General features: G+C 44.0%; 21 protein-coding genes and 1 pseudogene. 4 read left to right on the plus strand and 18 right to left on the minus strand.

Translation table 11 applies throughout. The annotated features are described in order from the left end of the window. Positions 1-125 precede the first annotated feature (125 nt). The 13 genes and pseudogenes from P8F77_RS16795 to P8F77_RS16855 form a co-directional block, all read right to left on the minus strand. Positions 126-2,852: a sigma 54-interacting transcriptional regulator gene (locus tag P8F77_RS16795; protein ID WP_270430713.1), complete on the minus strand. Its 2,727-nt coding sequence runs from the start codon at positions 2,850-2,852 to the stop codon at positions 126-128. Then, complete coding sequence (locus P8F77_RS16800; protein WP_024729315.1) at positions 2,845-3,357, minus strand: hypothetical protein; 513 nt, start codon at positions 3,355-3,357, stop codon at positions 2,845-2,847. Before P8F77_RS16800 ends, P8F77_RS16795 begins: the two co-directional genes overlap by 8 nt. Positions 3,358-4,119: 762 nt before the next feature. Next, entirely contained in the window at positions 4,120-5,430 is a 1,311-nt protein-coding gene (locus tag P8F77_RS16805; protein WP_287519117.1) for a DUF6056 family protein, read from the minus strand. Beyond that, the gene (locus P8F77_RS16810; protein ID WP_270430715.1) at positions 5,427-6,488 is read right to left on the minus strand and encodes a nitronate monooxygenase family protein; all 1,062 of its coding nucleotides are present in this window, start codon (positions 6,486-6,488) and stop codon (positions 5,427-5,429) included. Before P8F77_RS16810 ends, P8F77_RS16805 begins: the two co-directional genes overlap by 4 nt. A 23-nt stretch (positions 6,489-6,511) precedes the next feature. Next, positions 6,512-8,177 (minus strand): annotated as a pseudogene (locus P8F77_RS16815) (acetyl-CoA carboxylase carboxyltransferase subunit alpha). Further along, positions 8,171-9,553, minus strand: a complete 1,383-nt coding sequence (locus tag P8F77_RS16820; protein ID WP_024729310.1) for an acetyl-CoA carboxylase biotin carboxylase subunit — start codon at positions 9,551-9,553, stop codon at positions 8,171-8,173. Before P8F77_RS16820 ends, P8F77_RS16815 begins: the two are co-directional and overlap by 7 nt. Before the next feature lie 13 nt (positions 9,554-9,566). Next, on the minus strand, positions 9,567-9,989 hold the full coding sequence (fabZ, locus tag P8F77_RS16825) for a 3-hydroxyacyl-ACP dehydratase FabZ (protein WP_024729309.1): 423 nt from the start codon (positions 9,987-9,989) through the stop codon (positions 9,567-9,569). A 14-nt stretch (positions 9,990-10,003) separates the two neighbouring features. After that, on the minus strand, positions 10,004-10,450 hold the full coding sequence (gene accB / locus P8F77_RS16830; protein ID WP_024729308.1) for an acetyl-CoA carboxylase biotin carboxyl carrier protein: 447 nt from the start codon (positions 10,448-10,450) through the stop codon (positions 10,004-10,006). Between the two features lie 12 nt (positions 10,451-10,462). Next, on the minus strand, positions 10,463-11,707 hold the full coding sequence (fabF, locus tag P8F77_RS16835) for a beta-ketoacyl-ACP synthase II (RefSeq protein WP_024729307.1): 1,245 nt from the start codon (positions 11,705-11,707) through the stop codon (positions 10,463-10,465). Between the two features lie 11 nt (positions 11,708-11,718). After that, entirely contained in the window at positions 11,719-12,459 is a 741-nt protein-coding gene (gene fabG, locus P8F77_RS16840; RefSeq protein ID WP_024729306.1) for a 3-oxoacyl-[acyl-carrier-protein] reductase, read from the minus strand. Further along, positions 12,453-13,379 (minus strand): ACP S-malonyltransferase, encoded by a 927-nt coding sequence (gene fabD, locus P8F77_RS16845; protein WP_287519111.1) that lies wholly within the window; start codon positions 13,377-13,379, stop codon positions 12,453-12,455. Before fabD ends, fabG begins: the two co-directional genes overlap by 7 nt. Positions 13,380-13,480: 101 nt before the next feature. After that, entirely contained in the window at positions 13,481-13,714 is a 234-nt protein-coding gene (acpP, locus tag P8F77_RS16850) for an acyl carrier protein (RefSeq protein WP_006568462.1), read from the minus strand. A gap of 154 nt (positions 13,715-13,868) precedes the next feature. Continuing rightward, the gene (locus P8F77_RS16855; protein WP_148459103.1) at positions 13,869-15,128 is read right to left on the minus strand and encodes a zinc-binding dehydrogenase; all 1,260 of its coding nucleotides are present in this window, start codon (positions 15,126-15,128) and stop codon (positions 13,869-13,871) included. Positions 15,129-15,320: 192 nt separating this feature from the next. Between P8F77_RS16855 and P8F77_RS16860 the strand changes: the two genes are divergently transcribed. Genes P8F77_RS16860 through P8F77_RS16875 form a run of 4 tightly spaced genes read left to right on the plus strand, consistent with a single transcriptional unit; the run spans position 15,321 to position 19,470 of the window. Further along, positions 15,321-16,298, plus strand: coding sequence for an ABC transporter ATP-binding protein (locus P8F77_RS16860; protein WP_287519106.1), 978 nt, complete (start codon positions 15,321-15,323; stop codon positions 16,296-16,298). Further along, positions 16,282-17,148 carry an ABC transporter permease gene (locus P8F77_RS16865; RefSeq protein ID WP_024729302.1) on the plus strand — a complete coding sequence of 289 codons (867 nt, stop codon included), beginning with the start codon at positions 16,282-16,284 and terminating at the stop codon, positions 17,146-17,148. The genes P8F77_RS16860 and P8F77_RS16865 overlap by 17 nt, the downstream gene beginning before the upstream one ends. A gap of 11 nt (positions 17,149-17,159) precedes the next feature. Continuing rightward, positions 17,160-18,572 (plus strand): GldG family protein, encoded by a 1,413-nt coding sequence (locus P8F77_RS16870; protein ID WP_287519103.1) that lies wholly within the window; start codon positions 17,160-17,162, stop codon positions 18,570-18,572. Between the two features lie 10 nt (positions 18,573-18,582). Then, positions 18,583-19,470 carry a DUF4340 domain-containing protein gene (locus P8F77_RS16875; protein ID WP_287519100.1) on the plus strand — a complete coding sequence of 296 codons (888 nt, stop codon included), beginning with the start codon at positions 18,583-18,585 and terminating at the stop codon, positions 19,468-19,470. Between the two features lie 66 nt (positions 19,471-19,536). On the opposite strand, the gene P8F77_RS16880 is transcribed toward P8F77_RS16875, so the two are convergent. From P8F77_RS16880 to P8F77_RS16900, 5 genes are all read right to left on the minus strand, one after another. Next, the gene (locus P8F77_RS16880; protein ID WP_006568456.1) at positions 19,537-20,079 is read right to left on the minus strand and encodes an NADH peroxidase; all 543 of its coding nucleotides are present in this window, start codon (positions 20,077-20,079) and stop codon (positions 19,537-19,539) included. 113 nt (positions 20,080-20,192) lie between these two features. Further along, the gene (locus tag P8F77_RS16885; protein ID WP_270430725.1) at positions 20,193-20,600 is read right to left on the minus strand and encodes a transcriptional repressor; all 408 of its coding nucleotides are present in this window, start codon (positions 20,598-20,600) and stop codon (positions 20,193-20,195) included. Between the two features lie 136 nt (positions 20,601-20,736). Further along, positions 20,737-22,320: a DEAD/DEAH box helicase gene (locus tag P8F77_RS16890; protein ID WP_024729298.1), complete on the minus strand. Its 1,584-nt coding sequence runs from the start codon at positions 22,318-22,320 to the stop codon at positions 20,737-20,739. Between the two features lie 143 nt (positions 22,321-22,463). Then, positions 22,464-22,853, minus strand: coding sequence for a NifB/NifX family molybdenum-iron cluster-binding protein (locus P8F77_RS16895; protein ID WP_024729297.1), 390 nt, complete (start codon positions 22,851-22,853; stop codon positions 22,464-22,466). Beyond that, on the minus strand, positions 22,850-23,209 hold the full coding sequence (locus P8F77_RS16900) for a DUF134 domain-containing protein (protein WP_024729296.1): 360 nt from the start codon (positions 23,207-23,209) through the stop codon (positions 22,850-22,852). Before P8F77_RS16900 ends, P8F77_RS16895 begins: the two co-directional genes overlap by 4 nt. Positions 23,210-23,400 lie beyond the last annotated feature (191 nt).

A 23,400-nucleotide genomic window follows, 5' to 3' on the forward strand; every position in this document is an offset into this window, starting at 1 on the left:
CTCCTTTCTTTTTCTTTCACTATATTTATATCGCAAATCTGATGCCAACTTTTCCCCATTAGCAAAAAAAAATTATTTAAAACATAAAAAAGGTTGAAATATCAACCTTTTTTATGTTTATTTTTTTATATTAAATTTATGTAATCCCAGATATATGCCATTTCCGACACTGGAATTTCGACACTATACCGTCTTTGTACGTCACTAAAACATTTTTTTATAACACTAATAAACTCTTGTTGTTCAACTTGAAAAGTCTCTAACTCTGCATATGTAGAAATTGGTGCTTTTTTGACTAGTCTTTCAATCAAATAACATATATGGACATACAACCCTATCAAAATTTTATTTGGAATCATAATCTTCCATTCTTTTCGAAATTTTTCCAATGCTTTTTCTACGTCATCCAAAACAATTTTCACATTCAAAATAGTGATCTTTTCAATAACATTTTGTAATGAAAAATTCTTTAAAACCGCAAGATTAAATTTTTCAAGTTCCTGTTCAGAAATATATCTGATAAGTATCTTATTTATTTCCGATTTTGCACTTCCTTCAATTATTTCTTCAATCGGTATAAATGGTGTGCCCGGTATCTGCGGATCTGGGCTTCCTACGATTGCAACCACATGATAATCTTTAAAGATTGGTGCATCCTTTTTTTGAACCACAAGTGAATAATAATCTACAGGAATAAACTTTAACTTTATATTCTGAATTAGACTATTTTGAAACAACTCCATCATACTCCTTGCAGCATGGATATCTGATTCATTGATAAAGAGAATCGTATCTTCTTTTTCCTTATTTTCAAAAACCTTATATGTACTAATATTATGCTTACACGCCGTTTCTGCAATTTTCTTCAATTCCTGTTTCTCTAATATGGTACTTCCTACTTCCAATGCCATTCTTGTTGTCACACCATTGATAATTGCTATATTTCCTCTATATTTTCCTTTCACATATTCATAAATACCTTCTAATGATCCCATATCTACTAAAAAGATTGCATCTCTGTATGTATTTTCCCTTTCTAGCAATTGCACTAAACGCTCCCCGATTTCTGATGTGGGTATATCCAATGGCATATCTATAGCTTCAAACACCTGGCTGCCCAACAATTTATTTGCAGCATCTTTTATACTGGTTGCAGTTGAACATCCATGGCACAAAATAACTCCAAATATATTGTTTGTGCTTCCTGTTTGTTGAACAGAATGAACATGTAATAATATAAGAATCTTATTAAACTCTCCTAACTGAAGTTCCATTCTTTTCCCAATCTGTTTTGTGATATTATCTGCAATTTCATATTCGATTGGACAGTTTATCTGAAATGTTTCTTTACACTTTTTAATTTCTTTGATATGTTCCTGTTCCCATTGTCTGAACATAGAAAGTCTCTGTGTGTAGTCACATAAAAATCTCACTATGATTCTTTCTTTATTGGTATCTCTTTTTAAACTATATCTGATTTCTGCCTGTTTCAGAATATCATTTACCATTTCTTCTAACAACTCTATCCTTGTATTCATATACTGCTTTTGATAGATCAGATAATCATAATATTCACTTATCTTTTCCAGCAGCATCTTCATACAATCCTCAAAATCTCGTCCATCTTTATAGTACTCTTCATAGCCTTTCAAAATCTCATCATATAAATGCAAAACATATTTCTGCTCTTTTGTATTTTTTATCTTATCGAGATCAAGCATTTCTACTTCTGTCCGTGTATCATCAATATGTTTTCCAGCCTCTCTAATAATATAATTTGGCATATTCAAAAGTTTAATATCTACCGTATTTTCTTTATTTTCTGCATACGCATTGGAACATCCCAGCCTTATACAATCTTTTAACTGACCGATATTACCGTCAAATCTGTAATTCATCAATGCATTAAATACTTGCCTTCCTATCCTGATCTTTCTTTTTATTCGTTCCTCCTCATTTTTGATTGTCATTAAAATAATTTCTTTTTTTTCTTCGATTGATCTTTCCTCCAAAGAAGGAAGATGAATAATCACCGGAATTCTTCTTAAAAGGGTCTTTAACAACACTGCATTCGGATCTTCCGATGTTGCAAACAGCATCTTAACAGAAGCATGACACACTTTTGAATTATCACCAAAACGATAAAATTCTCCCTTATCAAGAAATATAAATAATTTTTCCTGACATTTATCCGGAAGACTATGTACTTCATCAAGAAAAAGCACTCCCTGATCAGCCTCCTGGATTAAACCGGAACAATCCTGATATGCCCCTGTAAATGCTCCCTTTTTATACCCAAATAAATTAGCTGTCAAAAGTTCTGGATTATTTGCATATTCTGAGCAGTTCAATGTTACAAGTTTTGCATGTTCTGGAATCAGATTTTCTTTCTTCAAATACTCATATAGTATTTTTACCATATAACTTTTTCCACATCCTGTAGGTCCCGTAAGTAATACAGGAAGTCCATTTGGAGGATAAACGACCGCCGCTTTGCACTGATCTACCATATATGAAATACTTCCGTTCGCTCCGATTACTTTTTTAAAACAATCTTCTTTTTCTCCGGGTTTTCCATCTTCCAGACTTTCTTTTTCTACTGTATCTGTAATGTTTCTATCTGGATACAAATCTTCCAAAATTTTTTTTTCCAGATAAGCAACCGGACGATTAGATGTTTTAACCAGTCTTCCTTCTCTTACCATTTCATTCAGGTACTGACTTGCAAGAGTTCTACTAATTCCTAAACGCATACCTATTTCACCTGCAGAAAACCACTCTATTCCTTTGTCTTTCCATTTTTTTGTATTTTCTCGGACTTCTTCGTATATTTTTTCTTTAGTTTTATTCATCCACAAGTTCCTTTCTGGCAAAACTACTCTTTATGCCTAATTCTTTTCTATACTTCGCTATTGTACGTCTTGATATCAAAATCTCTTTTTCTTTAAATAGATCGACCAACTTACTATCACTATAAGGTCTTGCTTTATTCTCAGCTGCAATAAACTCTTCTAAAATATATTTAATTTCATCCACTGAAGTCATCTGACCATCCGTTTGTTTCACTCCCGAAGTAAACAAATCTTTTATGTATACAGTTTCGGCTACTTCTTCTTCATTCACTGAGCAAAATCCGTTTTCATCCAGATTTTCCGTCAGGTATTCTATAATTTCCAGCTCTTTTTTACTATACTTATTAAAATCCAGCTGTTCCTTGATATATAATACGATATCCTCCCCTATTTCTTCCAGCATAGACAGTTCTTCCATCCCACAATTTTCCACCATGCTTCTATCAAATCCATTTGACTGAGAAAGACTATGTGTCCGTTTTTGTTCTAAATTTATTCCGTACATAATTCCGTTCCTATTAATTCCTTTTTATTTTAGATTATAATACATATTAGTCCGGTAGAAATCAAGATATATACATATCTTTCAATGTTACTAGTAGTAATATATCAGATACGTCATCTCGTACTAAATCTCAATCCCTTAACTAGCAAACTCCTCACTTTATTTGAGTAGTACCTATCACATGGGAATACTTTCTTGAAACAGTATTGGGCAAGATACTTATGATTTTCTTTTGTCCCATTATACGTCGTATAAAGTGTCCTGATCATTGCACCGCCCTGATTGGCTATATTATTCTTGCACTTTCATTCTAATCCCTCATTTTCTAACATATTATATAAATATTATAGCAGACATTTTCTGAAAGTTTACATTCAAATGTTCTATACTTTGCAGGTAAATTGAATTTCCCAAAAAGGAAAAATATAACAAAACTTATAAGGGATACCGTTATTGCAAGGGAAATCTATGGAACGAAAAAGCGGGAACTGTTTTAGCATTTTTGCTAACAATTCCCACTCTTAAAAACGCGTCTCCGGGAGGATTTGAACCTCTGCCCCCTCGCTTAGGAGGAAATGCGTTCAATCATAGACAGAATCGGTAATGAGATCATAAAGCTGATAGCCGAACGGAGAACCTTTATTAAGCGGACCTCTCGCTTTGCAAATTTTAAGATGCAGCAATTTAGGAATAAAAAACACTAAAAAATCTCCGCAGAGGGCAAACGATCCTTCTGCAGAGATTTTAGATTACTATGAATTTTTAATATTTCATCTGGAGCATGACGATACCTCCCAGATTCATGAGAACCCCAAAAACAATGGCTGCATTCAGGAGCCAGTTAAAACGGACCTTCTCAATCCTTTTATAGATGACCGCCGATCCAAGTATGAATGCCATATATAAAAACAGATACGTCCTGGTGCTGGACGCAAACATGGTCGGGGTAAAGGCCAGGGCCATTCTGGTAGCTCCTCCGATCAAAAACCCTGAGATCACAAGCATCCGGTCCCTGCTGTCCTTGAGCCCTTCTATACAGACAAAGATCACACATATGATAAAAATCAGAAAAGCAACGCCCATAAGGATCTGGAATCCCCACTGTACTGCATTTTCCGGGAGAACCCGCGGTTCCGTGTATTCCACTGACCGATTCTTGACGATATCAACAAGAAAATACAGGCTGTAGATGATATCAAGCCCCATAGGGACCAGTGCTGCGGCAAGCTTCCATTTCCGGAACTTCCTGTCAACGGCAAGAAGAATGAGCAGAAGACAAAAGATAAACAGGATGAAGTTTGGCACAACGGTAAAATGTTGGAAGATTGACACAAATCCAAGTCTCAGCTTGTCAAGAAATGTCAGACGAATAAATTCCGGCATTTTGTCGTGGATCTCTTTTGCCACTCGGACAGAATTGCCCGGATTGCTCAAAATAAATACCAGGTTCCCAATGACAGCGATAAGTCCTGCCGCAAGAAAAACCACAGCTCTTTTATGATCTCTGAAACAGAAGATCAGCAGACAGAGACTGCCTGCGAGCACAATAGCCATCTGTTCCAGGTTCGCCGCGTAAAGTATGCCGGCCATATAGAGCACATACTCAGCCACTGACAGTTTCTTTTGTTCCAGGAACTTTTTAAACAGCACAAGACAGCCGATCCCTGCGGCCAAAGGCCAGAGATAATTGGCTGTGGTAACTCTCCATCCTGCAGAACCCATATGCATAAATGGATATACACAGAGCAGCGCTGCGGTGAAAATTGCACACTTCCCCTTGTTGTCCAGCAGATAATTGAGTCCTGCACCCAGCAGGATACAGACCAAGATATCTAAAGCCTTCCAGAGCAGAACCGGCATTTTAAGCGCCGCCGCCATGGAGATTTCAACCAGGAATCTGGAAGACAGGCTGTGATACCTGTGGACCAGCCACGGCAGGACAGCCTTGTGTTCCAGCTGTGCTCCAAAGATTAAGTCATCCCCAAAATCACTTTGGAGAATCAGATGGATCAGCACAGCTATACCTATGAAGATCCACAGATACCATTTCGCTTTTTTTCTCTCTCTTCTCATCTTAAATAGCTTCCAATAACGTCTTTCACAGTGGTGATCTTATTGCACTTCCACGCATCAGCTCCGCAGAAAATCAGTCCGTCATCCACATTTCCTTTAACAGCCTCAATCAGCCGTTCCGTGATACAGTAAACGGTCTCAGCCGGACTGCAGGCAGACATACAGTTAAAGCAGTGCTTCGGCTTGATCCTGCCTTCTCTCTGGACGATTTCCATAAATTTATTTTTGATGGCCCGCCCAGGCATTCCCACCGGACTCTTTACGATCGTGATATCTTCTTTTTTGCAGTTAATATAAGCCTCTTTATACTTGATATCCGCGTCACACTCCTCAGTAGTGACAAATGGAGTGGCAATCTGCACTCCGGAAGCTCCCATGGAAAGACAGTGTTCCAGGTCTTCTTTGGAGGAAACTCCTCCCGCCACGATAACCGGGATGTCTTTTTCATATTTTTCTTCATATGTTTTTACCATGTCGATGATCTCCTGAATCGTGTCGTCATAATTTTCATAAGTCTCATCGCTGACAAGCTCTTCATATTTAAATCCCAGATGGCCCCCGGCCTTTGGACCTTCGATCAGCAGAGCATCCGGTGCCGTCTGATGCTTTTTATCCCACATCTTGAGAATCACCCGCGCCGACTTTTTCGGGGATACGATCGGGACAAGCTTTGTTTTGCTCCCCTTTGCCAGAGCCGGAAGCTCCGTAGGAAGTCCGGCGCCTGAAATAATCAGGTCAATGCCGTTTGCAATTGCTTCTTTTACATAGTTGGCATACAGCCTTGTGGCTACCATGATATTTATGCCAATGACACCGTCGGGTGCGATCTCTCTCGCCTTCCTGATATGTTTTTTCATGGCACGCATATTGGCGCCCTCAGGGTCCTGCTCAAAGTCCGGCTCGTTGTATCCAATCTGAGCCGCCGACAGCACACCGATGCCGCCCTCTCTTGCAACAGCTCCCGCAAGAGAACTCAAACTGACACCTACGCCCATTCCCCCCTGTATAATAGGGATTTTCGCAACCAAATCCCCGATCTTCAATGGTTTCACTTCCATTACCTCCGTGGTCTTTCTTTCAGTTACATTTTTCTAAAGCGCTGGTATCTCTCTTCTACAATCTCTTCCGGCGTTTTCTTCTTATATCGTTTCAGGAAATCAACGATCATCTCTCTGATCTCCTCTGACAATTCGATAATATTATCAATACTTGCAGGTTCGGGTTCTCTGATGACCCTCTCGATCACTCCGAGTTCCTTTAAATCTGCCGCTGTGATCTTCATTACTTTTGCAGCCTCGGATGCCCTGCTTCCGTCTTTCCACAGGATACTTGCAAACCCTTCCGGGGATAGGACTGAGTAAGTGGAATTTTCCATGCTCCACACCTCATTGCCGACAGCCATGGCGATAGCTCCGCCGCTGCCGCCTTCTCCGATCATAATCGAAAGTATCGGAACTTTCAGGGAAGACATCTCATAAAGATTTCTCGCGATCGCCTCACCGATGCCGCCCTCCTCAGCTTCGATGCCGCAGAAGGCTCCCGGCGTATCCACAAAACAGATGACCGGACGATGGAATTTCTCTGCCTGACGCATGAGACGCATCGTCTTCCTGTAACCTTCCGGGGAAGGCATTCCGAAGTTCCTTTTTATATTTTCCTTTGTAGAACGGCCTTTCTGCTGTCCAACCACTGTGACCGGAATGCCGTCTATGGATGCCAGCCCCCCGACGATCGCTCCGTCATCGCCGAACAGGCGGTCTCCGTGCAGGGACATATAACGGTCAAAGATCGTTGTAATGTAGTCCAGGCTGGTCGGCCGCTCCGCTGACCTTGAGATCTCGACTCTCTCCCATGGTGTTAAATTATTATGACTCATAACAACAACTCCTTATAATGGTGGCAAGCACTTTCCGCAGGTTCTTCCGCTCAACGATCTTATCTACAAATCCGTGCTCCAGCAGGAATTCGGATCTCTGGAAACCATCCGGAAGCTTCTGCCCAATGGTCTGCTCGATGACGCGGGGTCCTGCAAATCCGACCAGCGCTCCCGGTTCAGCCAGTATCACATCTCCGAGCATTGCAAAACTTGCAGTCACTCCTCCGGTCGTCGGATCTGTCAGTACACTGATGTACAAAAGCCCTGCCTGGTCGTGTCTTCTCAAAGCCGCCGACGTCTTCTCCATCTGCATCAGGGAAATGATGCCTTCCTGCATCCTGGCCCCTCCCGAACATGTAAAAATAATGATTGGTATTCTCTGCTCGGTGGCTCTCTCGATAGCCCTCGTGATCTTTTCACCGACGACCTGGCCCATGCTGCCCATCATGAAATCAGCACTCATGACTGCAATGGCCACTTCACTGCCGCCGATCTTTCCTTTTCCCGTGATCACCGCTTCTTCCAGATTTGTCACAGATTTTTGGTGCTCCAGCTTTTTCAAATAGCCCGGAAACTCCAGCGGATCGGACGTGACAAGTCCGGTGTCCCACTCCTCAAAGGTATTGCGGTCCAGAACCATGGCAATCCTTGTTCTCGGCCGTATTCTGAAATAATTTCCGCAGTGGGGGCAGATATAATAATTTTCAATGATATCTTCATTATAGACCGGCTTTCCGCAGTCACTGCATTTTTGGAACAGTCCTTCCGGCGCCTGATATTCAAGCAGGGTATCTTTGGCCTTTTTCACCCGTTCCGCCTGCTTTTTCTCCTGAGGTGTCAATGTTCTTTTCTTAAACATTTCTTTTAACATGATGCTTCACCCTGGCTTTCTGTCTCTTCTTCCCGTTCCTTCTGGAACCTTTCAATAAATGCGGTATCCACATTTCCGTCAATAAAATCCTGATGATTGATGATGTCATACTGGTAATCGATGTTCGTCTTGATGCCTTCCAGTACCAGCTCTCCCAGAGCATTTCTGAGCTTCCTCAAAGCCAGTTCACGGTTTTTGTCATAGACGATCAGTTTTGCAACCATCGAATCATAGAACGGAGGGATCTGATATCCGGTAAACAGGGCAGAGTCAATGCGCACACCCTTGCCTCCCGGAAAATGTACATTTGTAACAGTTCCCGGACTCGGCCTGAAATCATGTTCCGTATCCTCTGCATTTACCCTTACCTCAATGGCGTGTCCGGAGATATGGATATCCTTCTGCTGATAAGTCAGATGTCTTCCCGCCGCAATACGAATCTGTTCCCGGATTAAGTCGATGCCGGTGACCCATTCCGTGACCGGATGTTCTACCTGAATTCTGGTGTTCATCTCAATGAAATAGAAATTCCCGTCCTGGTCCTTCAGGAATTCAATGGTGCCTGCGCTGTAATATCCGACCACTTTTGCCGCTTTGACTGCAATGGCTCCCATCTTCTCTCTGAGCTCTTTGTTAATGGCCGGTGACGGTGACTCCTCAATCAGCTTCTGATGACGTCTCTGGATGGAACAGTCCCTCTCACCCAGATGAACCGCATTTCCGTATTTATCAGCCAAAATCTGAAATTCGATATGTCTCGGATCACGGATATATTTTTCAATATACATGGTGCCGTCGCCGAAAGCATTTTCTGCTTCCCGCTTTGCCGTTTCAAATATATGTTCAAACTCTGCGGAGTCTTCGCAGATCCTCATGCCCTTGCCTCCGCCGCCTGCGGATGCCTTGATCATGACGGGATATCCCATCTCGTCGGCAATCTTCCTGCCCTCCAAGGCTTCGTAAACCGCATCTTTGGTCCCCGGCACAACCGGAACACCAGCCTCCATCATAGTCTTTCTGGCAGAAGATTTATCCCCCATTTTGTCAATGATTTCTGCGGAAGGCCCGATAAAGGATATGTTGCACTTTTCACACATGCGGACAAACTTACTGTTCTCCGATAAAAATCCGAATCCCGGATGAATGGCATCCGCCCCTACTGCCATAGCAGCTCCGATGATCCTCTCCATATCCAGATAGCTGTCCTTTGCAGGCGCGGGCCCGATACAGACGGTCTCATCCGCCAGCTGTGCGTGCAGAGCTTCTTTATCTGCCTCGGAGCAAACTGCTACAGAAAGGATGTCCATCTCACGGCAGGCCCGGATGATGCGCACCGCGATCTCTCCTCTGTTTGCAATTAAAATTTTCTTAAACATACAACGCTTCCTCCTAGCCGATCATGAATGTGATTTCGCCGGACGCGACGACCTTTCCGTCCACCGTTGCGGTTCCCTTGCCGACGCCTACCGGTCCTTTCACCCTGATCATCTCTACTTCCAGATTCAGCACGTCTCCAGGTACGACTTTGCCGCGGAATTTTGCCTTATTGACTCCGCCTAAAAATCCGATCTTTCCTTTGTTCTCTTCCGCAGAAAGGCAGCACACGGCTCCCACCTGAGCCAGCGCCTCGATGATCAGCACACCCGGCATCACCGGTTCCTGCGGAAAATGTCCCGCAAAGAACGGTTCGTTGTATGTCACGCATTTTTTGCCCACTGCCCTTTTTCCGACTTCCATTTCCTCAATCCGGTCAACCAGAAGAAACGGGCTCCTGTGCGGGATAATATTCATAATTTCTTTAATATTCAGCATATGTTTCCCCTTTCCTACCGGATAATGACCAGAGTTTCCCCGTATTCCACAATATCCCCGTTATTAACCGGGATGCTCACTACGGTTCCTTCAAATTCACTCTCCACTTCGTTCATCAGCTTCATAGCTTCAACAATTCCAATGATCTGTCCCTTTGTCACCGTATCGCCTACCTGCACGAACGGTTCTGCTCCTTCCGACGGAGCAGCGTAAAAGGTACCCACCAAAGGAGCAGTCACGGCATTGCCTTCCGCCTCTTCGTCTTCCGGCAGAGCTTCCAGCGTGCTTTGCGACGCAGGTGCAGCCGCGGGCACAGGCGGCGCTGCGAATTCCGGTGATGCGAAGACTCTTTCCTTCTTCTTTGACAGCTTCACTGAGAAATCATCATCTTTATATTCAAACTTATCGACATCTGACTCTGATAATGCCTGGATCAGTTCTTTCATTTCCTCTAATTTCATAGCCTATCCTCCCTATTCCGCAAACTTTTTGATCAGAAGCGTTGCATTATGCCCTCCGAACCCAAGTGAATTGCTCAGAGCATAATTGACTGTGCGGTCTGTGACCGGCTCTAATGTATAATCCAGGTCACATTCTTCATCCGGCACCTTAAGTCCCACAGTGGGATGAATGTAATCTTCCAAAACAGTCTTTACACAGGTGATAAACTCAATGGCTCCGGCGGCCCCGAGTCCGTGACCGATCATCGATTTTGTAGAGCTGATCTTCAAGTCTCTGGCGTGATCGCCGAAGGTAGTTTTGATCGCTTTCGTCTCAAACTTGTCGTTGGCCGGTGTGCTTGTTCCGTGGGCGTTGATATAATCCACCTCATCGGGACGGATCTCCGCCTCGTCAATGGCAAACTGCATCGCACGCGCTGCTCCCTCTCCATCTTCTGCCGGTGAAGTGATATGGAAAGCATCGCTGGTCGCCCCATATCCCACAACTTCCGCAAGGATATTGGCTCCCCTGGCTTTGGCGTGCTCCAATGTCTCCAGCACTACCACGCCTGCTCCCTCTCCAATAATAAATCCGTCTCTCTCTTTATCGAATGGAATCGATGCACGTTTTGGATCTTCTGAACTGCTCAGTGCTGTCAGAGAGGCAAATCCCGCCACAGCTACCGGCGTGATGCAGGCTTCCGTTCCTCCTGCCACCATCACATCTGCCTCGCCGCACTGGATCGAGCGGAATGCTTCTCCAATAGACTGCGTGCCTGTAGCACATGCAGTAACTACATTGATGCTCTTGCCCCTTAACCCAAACGCAAGGGAAACATTTCCCGCAGCCATGTTGGAGATCATCATCGGAACTACCAGAGGCTTGACTCTGTTAGGACCCTTTGTACGGATGACTTCGGTGTTTTTTTCTACAATCTGCAGACTTCCTGTTCCCGACCCGACAGATACACCAATCCTCGCTGTATCTTCTTTTTCCAGATCCAGTCCGGAATCCTCGATAGCCTCTTTGGCCGCAGCCACGGCGTACTGGGAGAACAGTTCCATTCTCCTTGCAGAACGCGGGTCTATATAATCTTTCGCTTTAAAATCCTTTACTTCTGCTGCCAGATGAGTTTTGTATTCACTGGCATCAAAATGACTGATTGGAGCAAATCCAGTCTTTTGCTGTTTGATTCCGTCCCAGAACTCTTCCACACTGTTTCCGATCGGAGTAATCGCACCCATTCCGGTAACTACGACTCTCTTTAAATTCTTCATACTGCTCTCCTTTACATTCCCATTCCGCCATCCACACTGATCGTCTGCCCAGTAATATAGGACGCCTTGTCAGATGCTAAAAATGCTACTGTCTCTGCGATATCCTTTGTCGTCCCTACTTTTTTTAACGGGATCGTATCGATAATACCCTTCTTCACGTCCTCCGGAAGCACTTCCGTCATCTCCGTATCTATGTACCCCGGTGCCACCGCATTGACCGTGATCCCTCTGGACCCAAGTTCTCTCGCCAGAGATTTGGTCATACCGATGACTCCTGCCTTGGAGGCACAGTAATTCATCTGCCCGGCATTTCCGATCACTCCAGAAACGGAAGACATGTTGATGATATGGCCGGACTTCTGTTTCAGCATAATCCTTGCCACATGCTTCATGCAGTTAAATGTTCCCTTCAGATTGACATTGATCACCTGATCGAACTCTTCCTCGCTCATCTTCATAGCCAGGTTATCTTTTGTGATTCCTGCATTGTTGACCAAAATGTCGATGGAACCGAATTCCTTTTTCACGGAAGCCATCATTTCCCTGGCTGTATTAAAATCGGAGACATCTCCCTGATATACTTTGGCTTCTCCACCGTTTTCTTTGATCGAAGCGACCACTCCTTCGGCTTTTTCTTTGGACCCGCAATAATTGACGATGACTTTCGCCCCATAGCCTGCAAGGGTCAGTGCCACTTCACGGCCGATCCCACGGCTTGCGCCTGTGACAACAGCTACTTTTCCTTCTAACATGATAAGACCTCCTCAAGCTTTTTCAAATCTTCTTTTTTCTCTATATTGATCACTTTCATCTTCCGGTCGATCTTTCTCATAAATCCGGACAGAGTTCTTCCCGGACCGATCTCGATAAAAGTATCTGCTCCCGCTTCTATCATTTTATGTATAGATTGTTCCCAACGGACAGAAGAATAAACCTGTTTTCCCAGCAGGTCTTTCACCTGATCTTTGGAAGTGACAAATTCTGCAGTCGTATTTGACACATATGGAATCTCCGGATCATGAACTTCCACGTCTTTTAAGACCTCAAGCAGTTTTTCCCCGGCAGTCTTTAACATAGGAGAATGAAACGGCCCGCTCACTTTCAGCGGAAGGACTCTTTTGGCCCCCGCCTCTTTCAGTACATCTGCCGCTGCCTCGACGGCTTTGGCCTCACCTGATATCACAATCTGTCCGGGACAGTTGTAATTGGCGATGGAGACAACTCCGCTCACTCCGGGAAGCACGGCCTCGATCTCTTCTTTCTTCATGCCAAGAACAGCCGCCATGGCTCCCTCTCCGGCAGGCACTGTGTCCTGCATGAGAATTCCTCTCTGGCGGACTACTTTGACTGCATCCTCAAAGCTCATGACATTGCATGCAACAAGGGCACAATATTCCCCGAGACTTAAACCAGCTGTCATATCCGCTTTTATGCCCATGGCTTCGATCTCTCTTAAGACGGCCACACTGGCTGTCACCATGGCCGCCTGTGTATACTCCGTAATGTTGATGTCTTCATTTTCCTCGAAGCACAATGCCTTCACATCAATATCCAACACTTCATTTGCTTTTTCAAATACTTCTCTGCTGTGTTCAAAAGAGTCATAGAACTCTTGTCCCATACCGACATACTGTGCTCCCTGTCCCGGAAACATAAAAACAATTTTACCCATCGTTATCACCTCGTCAATTACTTTGAGTTTCAAAATATCTGTTTCTAAAAAATTGACTTATAACCTCAAATCATCAGTTATAAGTCAATATTTTGTCAATCTTAATCTTCTACGCCTTTATTCTTTAAGTAGTTGATTACATCTTCGACAGTATTAAGCTCTGTCAGATCGTCAGACGGAATCTCTACATCGTACTCTTCTTCTAATGCCATAACTAATTCAAATAAGTCCAGAGAGTCAGCTCCTAAGTCATCTTTGAAAGATGTCTCTAACGCAATTTCGCTTTCATCAACGCTTAACTGTTCTGCAATGATTTCCTTCATTTTCTCTAACATAATTAATCTCCTTCATACCTCATAATAGTTTGATTATCAAAGTATACCTACTTATACCCGAACTTGTCAAGTAAATTCACTCCTATATTATACTAACTCACATACAAATATGCAAGGAAGTTATTAGGAAATAACGGTAAAAAAATCTGTATCTCTATTCTTCTGCCGAATGCCGACCCAGCAGAATATCCTCCGCTTTCTTGTTCCAGAATCCCCCGGCCTCATCACATGCATCTGCCAGCCGTTTAAATAAAGGGTCTTCTTTTCCCAGCTTCCGAAAATCCTCAATCGCCGTCAGCGGCATAGAGATGTGCGTGTACACGATCTTTTTCTCTCCCGGCATTTTCTTTAAATACAGTGTAGTATCCACAACCGCATTAAGACCGCCGATATGGGTAATATTCATAGCCGGATCAACCTTTTTGTCACGGAGCAGTTCAAGGGCTTCCTCCATATCGCTTCTCAGGCCCCCGGATGAACCGATAAGCTTTGTCTTGAGATAATGGCTGCCGTAGATGTTCATGCCCGCCCTGTACTTCTTGTCCGCAGTAGCCGCGTAAATATTCATGCAGCCGTCCATGGCCATGATCCTGTTCCCTGTCTCCGCTACATTTTTCGGCGGGGCATAGACGAAAACATCATCATACCCCTTTTCATTGGTCAGCGCCAGCAGCGCGGAAGCAGGGTCTACCATCATGGACGGATTTATATAGTAAAGCTCCACTCCGGTCCTCTGGGCCTCCTGCACCGGTATCAGCCTTCTGGCCTTGGCAATCCGTTCTTCGTTTATATCCGTCACCACAAGCCTCTTCGGTTTCCTCTCCATAGCCAGGACATAGCGGATGGCCATCAGCCCCATGGGTCCGCATCCCCCGAGGATCACTGTATTGCCGCCTTCTTTAATGCCGGAGATATGGTCATGGGAACCAGGTTTGCTGTGATAATTGGAGTGAAAGCTTCCTACGATACTGTACAGTGCCTGTGCCACCGTTGCCTCATAGTAGCTTTCCCCCTCAAAAGTAAGCAGACATCCCTTTTCAATCACTTCTCCCGGGACAATGCAGTAGGTGGCAGCTCCTCCAAAATACTCATAGGAATAACCAGGAGACTCGATTTGTCCCGGTATCTCGGGAACAACTACATACTTGTCCCCCGGACGGTACTGATCCTTCCACTTCTCACCCACCTGTTCAATGACACCGGCGAATTCATGTCCGATCAATATCGGATATCTTCGTATGTTCTTCGGAACCCTCAGATGCCTCTGTGCAAGCGTGATCTCTTTTAAAGTAGACATAGCAATTCCATTGCAGAGGATCTTGAGCAGGATCTCGTCCTCTTTGATCCCGGGAAGTTCAAATTCTTCCATCCTGATGTCCTTTACCCCATAAAGTCTGACGCCTTTTACCTTCATAGTCACCGCCCCTTTTCACACAATGCAGGTCAAATGGAAATTATTTTCTAAGATTATAACAGAAATGGAAATAAAAAAAAAGACTTGTAACTGAGGATAAGAAGGAGAACACAAAAAGATCAAACTTTCATCACATTTTGTTTAGCTTTCTCTTTTATTCTGTTAAGAGACAACATAAAAGGAGGCAGTAAATTGATTGAAGTAAAACACCTTACAAAGAGCTATGACAGCCATCCGGCTTTGGATGACCTGTCATTTACGATCGAGAAAGGCCGGGTCTATGGTTTCCTCGGACCTAACGGTGCCGGAAAGTCTACCACGATGAACATCATGACCGGATATATCGGTGCAGACAGCGGAGAAGTTCTGATAAACGGGTTCGATATTTTAAAAGAGCCGGAGAAAGCGAAAAGATCCGTGGGATATCTGCCGGAAATTCCGCCCCTCTATCCGGATATGACCGTCCGGGAATATTTAAGTTTCGTATCTGAATTAAAAGAGATTCCCAGAAAAGACAGTGCAGCACAGGTGGATAAAGTCCTAAGTCTCGTCAGGCTTACCGATGTTTCCAGCCGCCTGATCCGCAATCTTTCCAAAGGATACCGCCAGAGGACCGGTCTCGCGGCCGCAGTCCTTGGTTTCCCCGATATCATTATTCTGGATGAGCCGACCGTTGGCCTGGACCCAAAACAGATCATCGAAATCCGGCAGCTCATCCGCACGCTCTCCAAAGACCATACTATCATCCTCAGCTCTCATATCCTGGCGGAGGTCCAGGAGATCTGCGATTATGTTCTTATTATTTCAAAAGGGCGCCTGGCAGCCGAGGGTACACCAAAACAGCTGGAAGAAATGTCCCGCGGAAAGGATACTGTGGAGCTTACCATCATGTCGGACCCGGCACGTATACAGTCTGTCCTGGATTCTCTCTCTGGCATACGCGCGATCTGCTGGAAAGGAGACACGGGAGATTCCTGCGACATCTCTGTGGAATTCTCCGGCGACAGCCAGAAGATCTGCCGGGAGATTTCCCTTGCTTTTGCAAGAGAAGAAATCCCGGTCACCAGGATTTATATTTCCAGGACGACTCTTGAGGACATTTTCCTGGAATTGACCGATACAGACATTCAGGAACAGGAAGGAGACGAAGAAAATGAAAGCAATTTATAAGCGGGAACTCCGCTCCTATTTTACCTCTATGATTGGCTGTGCCTTTGCGGCATTCCTCACTGTCATCGGGGGTGTATATTTTATGGTATATAACCTGATGAGCGGATATCCCTATTTTTCTTATTCTCTGTCCGGTGTAATCTTTGCCGTTCTGATCACGGTCCCGGTTCTATCCATGAAATGCTTCGCGGAGGAGAGAAAAAATAAGACAGACCAGCTGCTTCTGACCTCGCCTGTGTCTCTGACAAAGATCATTTTAGGCAAATACTTTGCAATGATCACGGTATTTGCCATGCCCTGCCTGATCTACTGCCTGTTTCCTCTGATTATCAAGTTTCACGGAAATGCCCATCTTCTGGTGGACTATTCTTCAATCCTGGCATTTTATCTGCTGGGCTGTGTTTTTATCGGCATCGGGATGTTACTGTCTTCCCTGACAGAGAGTCCGGTCATTGCGGCGATCAGCACCTTCGGGGTTTTATTCTTTTTGTATATGCTTGATAATCTCTTAAGCTATATTCCGACCAGCGCACCCAGCGGTGTCATCATCACCATCCTGATCCTGTCACTGGCCGCAGGCCTGATCTTTCATATAACAAAAAATCAGATTATCGCCGGAACCGTAGAAATTGCCGGAGCAGTCATAAGTATTGCAGTATATTTCATTAAATCGTCTGTATTTGAAAATTTCATTCATGATATTCTGGAACATTTCGTCCTGACCGGCGTTTTCTATAATTTTGCCCAGAACTATATTTTTGATATCGGAGGGCTTTTATATTATCTCTCCGTCATCATTCTTTTTATTTTCTTGACGATACAGACATTTCAGAAAAGACGATGGAGTTAGGAGGACTGTAAGTGGATAAAATAAAACAACTATTTCAGACAAAGGATTCCAGGAGAGGCTCATACAGCATAGCTGTTACTGCCGTTGTCATAGGAATCGTAATCCTGTTTAATCTTCTTGTGGCCCAGCTGCCTCAAAAGATCCGGCAGATTGATATCAGTGACACCAATATATATGAGATCTCGTCAAAAAGCCAAAAGCTGCTTAAAAGTTTGAAGAATGACGTCAACCTTTATGTAATCGCGGAAAAAGGAAGCACTGATGACCGCATCAAGACCTTTATCACCAAGTATGCCTCTCTCTCCGGCCGCCTCAGAGTAGAATGGATCGACCCCGTACTGCATCCTTCTGCACTGACAAAGTATGACACGGAAAAAAACAGTATCGTCGTATCCTGTAAAGCAACAGACCGGCAGACTTCGATCTCCTTCGACGATATTTTAGTAACTGAATCTTCCTATTATAATACATCTTCTTCCGCCACAAAGTTTGACGGAGACGGGCAGCTGACCAGTGCAGTAGATTATGTGACAAATACAAAAGAATACAAGGCTTATTACACGACCGGACACGGTGAAACCGCCCTGTCATCTTCTGTCACAGGCCTGATGGAAAAATCCAGAATCTCTGTGTCAGAGCTGAATCTCCTGACTGCCTCATCCATACCGGATGACTGTGACCTTCTTATACTCAACGGACCCACCAGTGATCTCACAAAAGATGAAGCCAAAGTTCTGACCGCTTATCTGAAAGAAGGAGGAAACGTCATGTCCCTCCTGGCCTATACAAACAAGAGCATGACACGGCTCTATGGCATTTTTGAGGACTACGGCATGAAAGTCGCCAATGGATATATTGCGGATGCAGAGCGCTGCTATCAGGGTAATTATTATTACCTCATACCAAACTTATCTGTGAGCGGCGATATGGCTTCCGGTATTTCCTCAAATTCTGTGCTGGTGGTCAACTCGAAAGGCATGACGCAGACAGATCCTGTCCGGGACACAATCAACGTGGAATCTTTTATGACCACTTCCGAGAACGGCTGTGCCGTGACAGAGAAAAAACAGACGCAGGGAACCTATATATTGGGAGCAGCGGCCACAGAATCGGTCACTGTAAAAGACAGCGGAGGAAAGAAAAAAAAGAAAGACAGCCGTCTGACCGTTTACGGAAGCAATATGCTCATCGACGCACAGATAACAGAGTCTTTCTCAACCTTAGAGAACCTTACTCTGTTCATGAATTCTGTCACAGCGAATCTGGACAGTGCAGATAATATCTCCATCTCACCGAAGAGCCTTCAGGTAACTTATAACACCATTGCACATCCGGGTATCTTCAGTATCCTGATCATCTTCGTGATTCCTTCTGTGGTCATTGCCGGCGGCTTTATCATATGGTTCCGCAGAAGAAGAAGGTAAGGAGGTTTCTATGAGACAGAAAAAAACACTGATCATTCTGACCCTGGTATTTGCGGGCCTTCTGGCCCTGTACGCCGGAATCCGCATGTATCAGAAAAAACAGTCTGAACAAAAACGTTCTTCCGATAAACTGATCATTAAAAACATGTCGGACCTCACCTCTATTTCTTATAACAACGGACAGAACCTGTCTTTTGTGAAAAGAAACGGTACATGGTTTTATGAAAAGGACAGCGAATTTCCTCTGGAACAGAGTTATCTCACCTCCATGGCATCTCAGTTTCAAAAGATAGAGGCCGTCCGGAAATTAAAAAACGGTGACAGTCTTGAAGACTATGGGCTGGAACACCCCGCTTATACGATCAGGGTGAAAGATAAAAAGGGAACACAGACGACTTATTATATCGGCAGTGCCTCCGGAGACAACTATTATCTGACGCTGGATGACAAATCAACTGTTTATACCGTATCCGCAGATCTTCTCTCTGGTTTATCTTACTCTCTGAATGATATGCTGCAGACGGATACCTTTCCCACACTGAGCAGCGGGAATCTAAAAAAAGTTGTTGTAACCAGCGGCAGCAGGGTAAAAACCTACACATCCAAATCCAAAAATGATATGGACAGCATTGCCGGAGGACTTGGAGTTTTCACATTCGGTGACTGTCAGAACTACTCTGCAGAAGATAAAGACCTTGCAAAATACGGCCTGAACAGTAAATCCCGTATCACAGTAGATATTACTTACAAGGATACGGAAACAAAGAAAACAAAATCTCTCACCCTTTATATCGGTTCCAAAGACAAGAGTGGAGAAAATTACTATGTGAAGCTGAAAGATTCCAAAATGGTCTATTTAAGTGATACAGATATTGTAAAAAATATCCTGAACCCTTAGATTTACACTTTACTGAGAAGCAAGAAGAAAAGAGACTGCGGCCACAGTCTCTTTTCTCTATGTTTTCTATCCGAAATATCTTTTTAATAATCCTTCAAAAGCTTTTCCGTGGCGGGCTTCATCCCTTGCCATCTCATGTACAGTATCATGGATTGCGTCTAAGTTTGCTGCCTTCGCTCTCTTTGCAAGATCAAACTTACCTGCTGTTGCTCCATTCTCTGCATCAACTCTCATCTCAAGGTTTTTCTTTGTGCTGTCAGTCAATACTTCTCCGAGCAGTTCAGCAAATTTTGCTGCATGTTCTGCTTCTTCCAGTGCAGCTTTTTCCCAGTATAATCCGATCTCCGGATATCCTTCTCTGTGTGCCACACGGCTCATCGCAAGGTACATACCTACTTCAGAACATTCTCCTTCAAAGTTTGCTCTTAAGTCCGCCATGATGTCTTCGCTGGCTCCCTGTGCCACTCCGACTACATGCTCAGCAGCCCATTCTCTTTCGCCTGTCTGCTCTTTAAACTTTTCTGCCGGAACTCCGCATGTCGGACATTTTTCTGGTGGAGTATCTCCCTCGTGAACGTAACCGCATACTGTACAAACCCATTTCTTCATACTTATACATCTCCTTTTGATTTATTTGTTTTACTGTTTTTGCTATGTTCAAGAAACTCAGTTAAGATATCAGTAACTATTACTGTTTTCTTGCTGATCTAATCATAACACCGCTATTTTGTATTGTCAATATCTTTTTTTAAACATTTTTCACATACCCCACGGAAGTAAGTGACATTCTCGTCTACACGACCTTTAAATTGGGCGCTTGCAATCGCATTCACATAGTCGATCGGGTCCATCTCAAGATCGATAACTTCCCCGCACTCTTTGCATATAAAATGATAGTGCGGACCAACATTAGCATCATATCTGTCTGCCCCGCCGTCATAGCTCAGTTTTAAGATATCACCGCGGCCTGACAGCAGTGCCAGATTGCGGTAAACCGTACCTAAGCTGATGTTTGGAAACTCTTCTTTTATATTTACATAAATGGTATCCGCAGTCGGATGATCTTTTCTCGTCATCAAAAAGTTAATGATCGCATCCCTCTGCTTGCTCCTTTTCGTCGCAGGCTGCATAGGCGCCTCCTCTCATAATAATAATTGTTACTGTTTTTAGTATAAATCACCTTACATGTGTTGTCAAGGACCTTACTTGAGAAATCTGCGAAAAAAGCACTATGACGAAAATTCATTCCGTCATAGTGCTCTGTATTTATTTCCTGTTTGCCGGCTCCATGCTGACACTTTTCCCTTTGATCTTTGCGTGTCTCATTCCGTACATAACGTCTTTTGCAACCTCTTTCGGCACTTCTACAAATGTATATTGATCATGCACATCAATGGCACCTACCAAATCACCGGAGATACTGGACTCCCCTGCAATCGCCCCAAGGATATCCCCCGGCCTGACACCTTTCTTCTTTCCGATATTGATAAAGAGCCGCACCATACCGGCTTCGGCACCAGTATCTCCAAAATCTTCACCCTGGCGGACTTCCTCTTCGTTTTCAGAAATCTGCTTTTTCAAAAATGCCGCGGCGATTTCCAATGCAGTGAAGTCAGTCTCATTAATAAACTCATCCAACATATCCACATATTTATCCAGATTATTTTCTTCGATCAGCCCTGTGATCTCTTCCAGGCTCTTTTCTGCTCTGGTAGCCTGAACATCGTTTATACTGGGGATCGGTCTTGCCTTAATCTTTGTTTTGCAGTATCGCTGTACGTCTCTCAGCTTATAAATTTCTTTTCCGGCTACAAAAGTAAATGCATTTCCGGTCCTGCCTGCGCGTCCGGTACGCCCAATCCGATGCACATAAAACTCATCATCCTGAGGGAGATCGTAATTGAATACTGCATCTACGTTATCTACATCGATGCCTCTTGCAGCCACATCTGTTGCCACAAGGATATCCACACGCCCGCCTCTGAAACTTTTCATGACACGGTCTCTCTGACTCTGCTTCAAATCTCCGTGAATTCCCTCTGCAAAGTATCCCCGGCCTTTCAGCTCTCCCGCAACTTCGTCTACCATACGTTTTGTATTGCAGAATACGATAGAAAGCTTCGGAGAATGCATATCCAGCAGACGGCAGAGCACTTCAACCTTCTGTTTCGGCCTTACCTCATAGTAGTACTGCTCTATATTCGGTACCGTCAGTTCCTTGCGCACTACCTTGATCAGCTTAGAATCCTTCTGATATTTTTTTGTAATGTCCAGGATCGCCTTTGGCATCGTGGCAGAGAATAATAAAGTCTGCCTTTCTTCCGGCACTTCTTTTAAAATGCTTTCAATATCTTCTCTGAATCCCATGTTCAGCATCTCGTCCGCCTCATCCAGGACTACCATTTTCAAATCTTCTAATTTTAAAGTATGACGGCGCATATGGTCCATGATACGGCCCGGTGTTCCTACTATAATATTGGCTCCTGCTTTGAGGGACCGGATCTGATTTGTAATGTTCTGTCCCCCATAGATCGGAAGCACTTTTGCTCCATGCATAAATTTGGCTAATTTACGGATCTCATCTGCCACCTGGATCGCCAGTTCTCTTGTGGGACATAAAATCATTGCCTGAGGCTTTTTCACCTTGGTATCCAACTTTTCCAAAAGCGGTATTCCAAATGCAGCGGTCTTTCCGGTTCCTGTCTGTGCCTGACCAACAATGTCCCTTCCCTCAAGAATCACCGGGATTGCCGCCCCCTGGATCGGAGAGGAAGCCTCAAAGCCCATCTCTTTCACTGCTTTTAATATTTTATCATTAATATTCAACTCATCAAATCTTACTGCGTCCATAAATTCCTCTGTATCTTTCTCTTTCAATCAAAAATAATGCTCCGGGTTGTCAGGCATGCTGACAATCCAGAGCAACAACGTTATCAACTATAACACATTTTCATGTTCCGCGTCAAGAAGACGATGTGCCTGTCTCTCGACAATTAGTGACGGCCGCAGCCGTGCTCCCCGCAGTTTCCGTCATGATGGTGGTCTTCACCGTGATGGCTGCACATGACATTTTCGTCATAGGATAGTTCATTTTTAAGCAGATCCTCAACAGCCTGATCCGCGCTTCCGGAAACTCCTCCGTACAGAGTAATTCCTGCTTCCTTTAAAGCTTCCTGTGCCCCTGCACCGATTCCGCCGCAGATCAGAGTATCTGCCCCGTGTTCCTGTAAAAATCCTGCCAAAGCACCGTGCCCGCTTCCCATGGTGGATACGACTTCACTGTTTAACACTTCTCCGTCGGCTGTTTCATAAATCTTAAACTGCTCTGTATGTCCGAAATGCTGAAAAATATCTCCGTTTTCAAAAGTTACTGCTATCTTCATCTTTCTTTCTCCTTTTCTATTTTACAGCAGTGCCCGCTGCATTTTTCTTTATCTCCAGAACAGAGTGTATAATCCCCGCCCTGAATCTTTAACATCTTTCCATGAATGAGAGCATCAGCCAGCTTAGTTCTGGCAGAATCGTAGATGCCTGTAACCGTGGTCCTGGCAATCCCCATCTGCTCCGAACACTGCACCTGAGTGAGCTTTTCCCAATCAATGAGCCGAATGGTTTCGTATTCATCAATACTCATCTTGACGATTCTGTTTCCGCAGTATTTTTCCTGTTTTCCCAGCGGCTCAAAGCCCTGATTCTCCGGCATGGCACAGACTCTTCTGCATTTTCTGGGTCTCGGCATCCGTTTTCTCCTTTGGTGGTTTACTGACATATGTCATTTATTATGATACCACATTTCTGACATATGTCAATTAATATCTTAACTTTTTATAAATATAGGAAAAATCCTTGAAATAACTGCACTGTAGTAGTAGTATATAAATACACCGAATATAGTTTTCATTACTACATATAATATATTAATGACTCAAG

The sequence above is a fragment of the Anaerostipes sp. PC18 genome, from assembly GCF_039789045.1.
In the GTDB taxonomy this organism is placed as follows: Bacteria; Bacillota; Clostridia; order Lachnospirales; family Lachnospiraceae; genus Anaerostipes; species Anaerostipes hominis.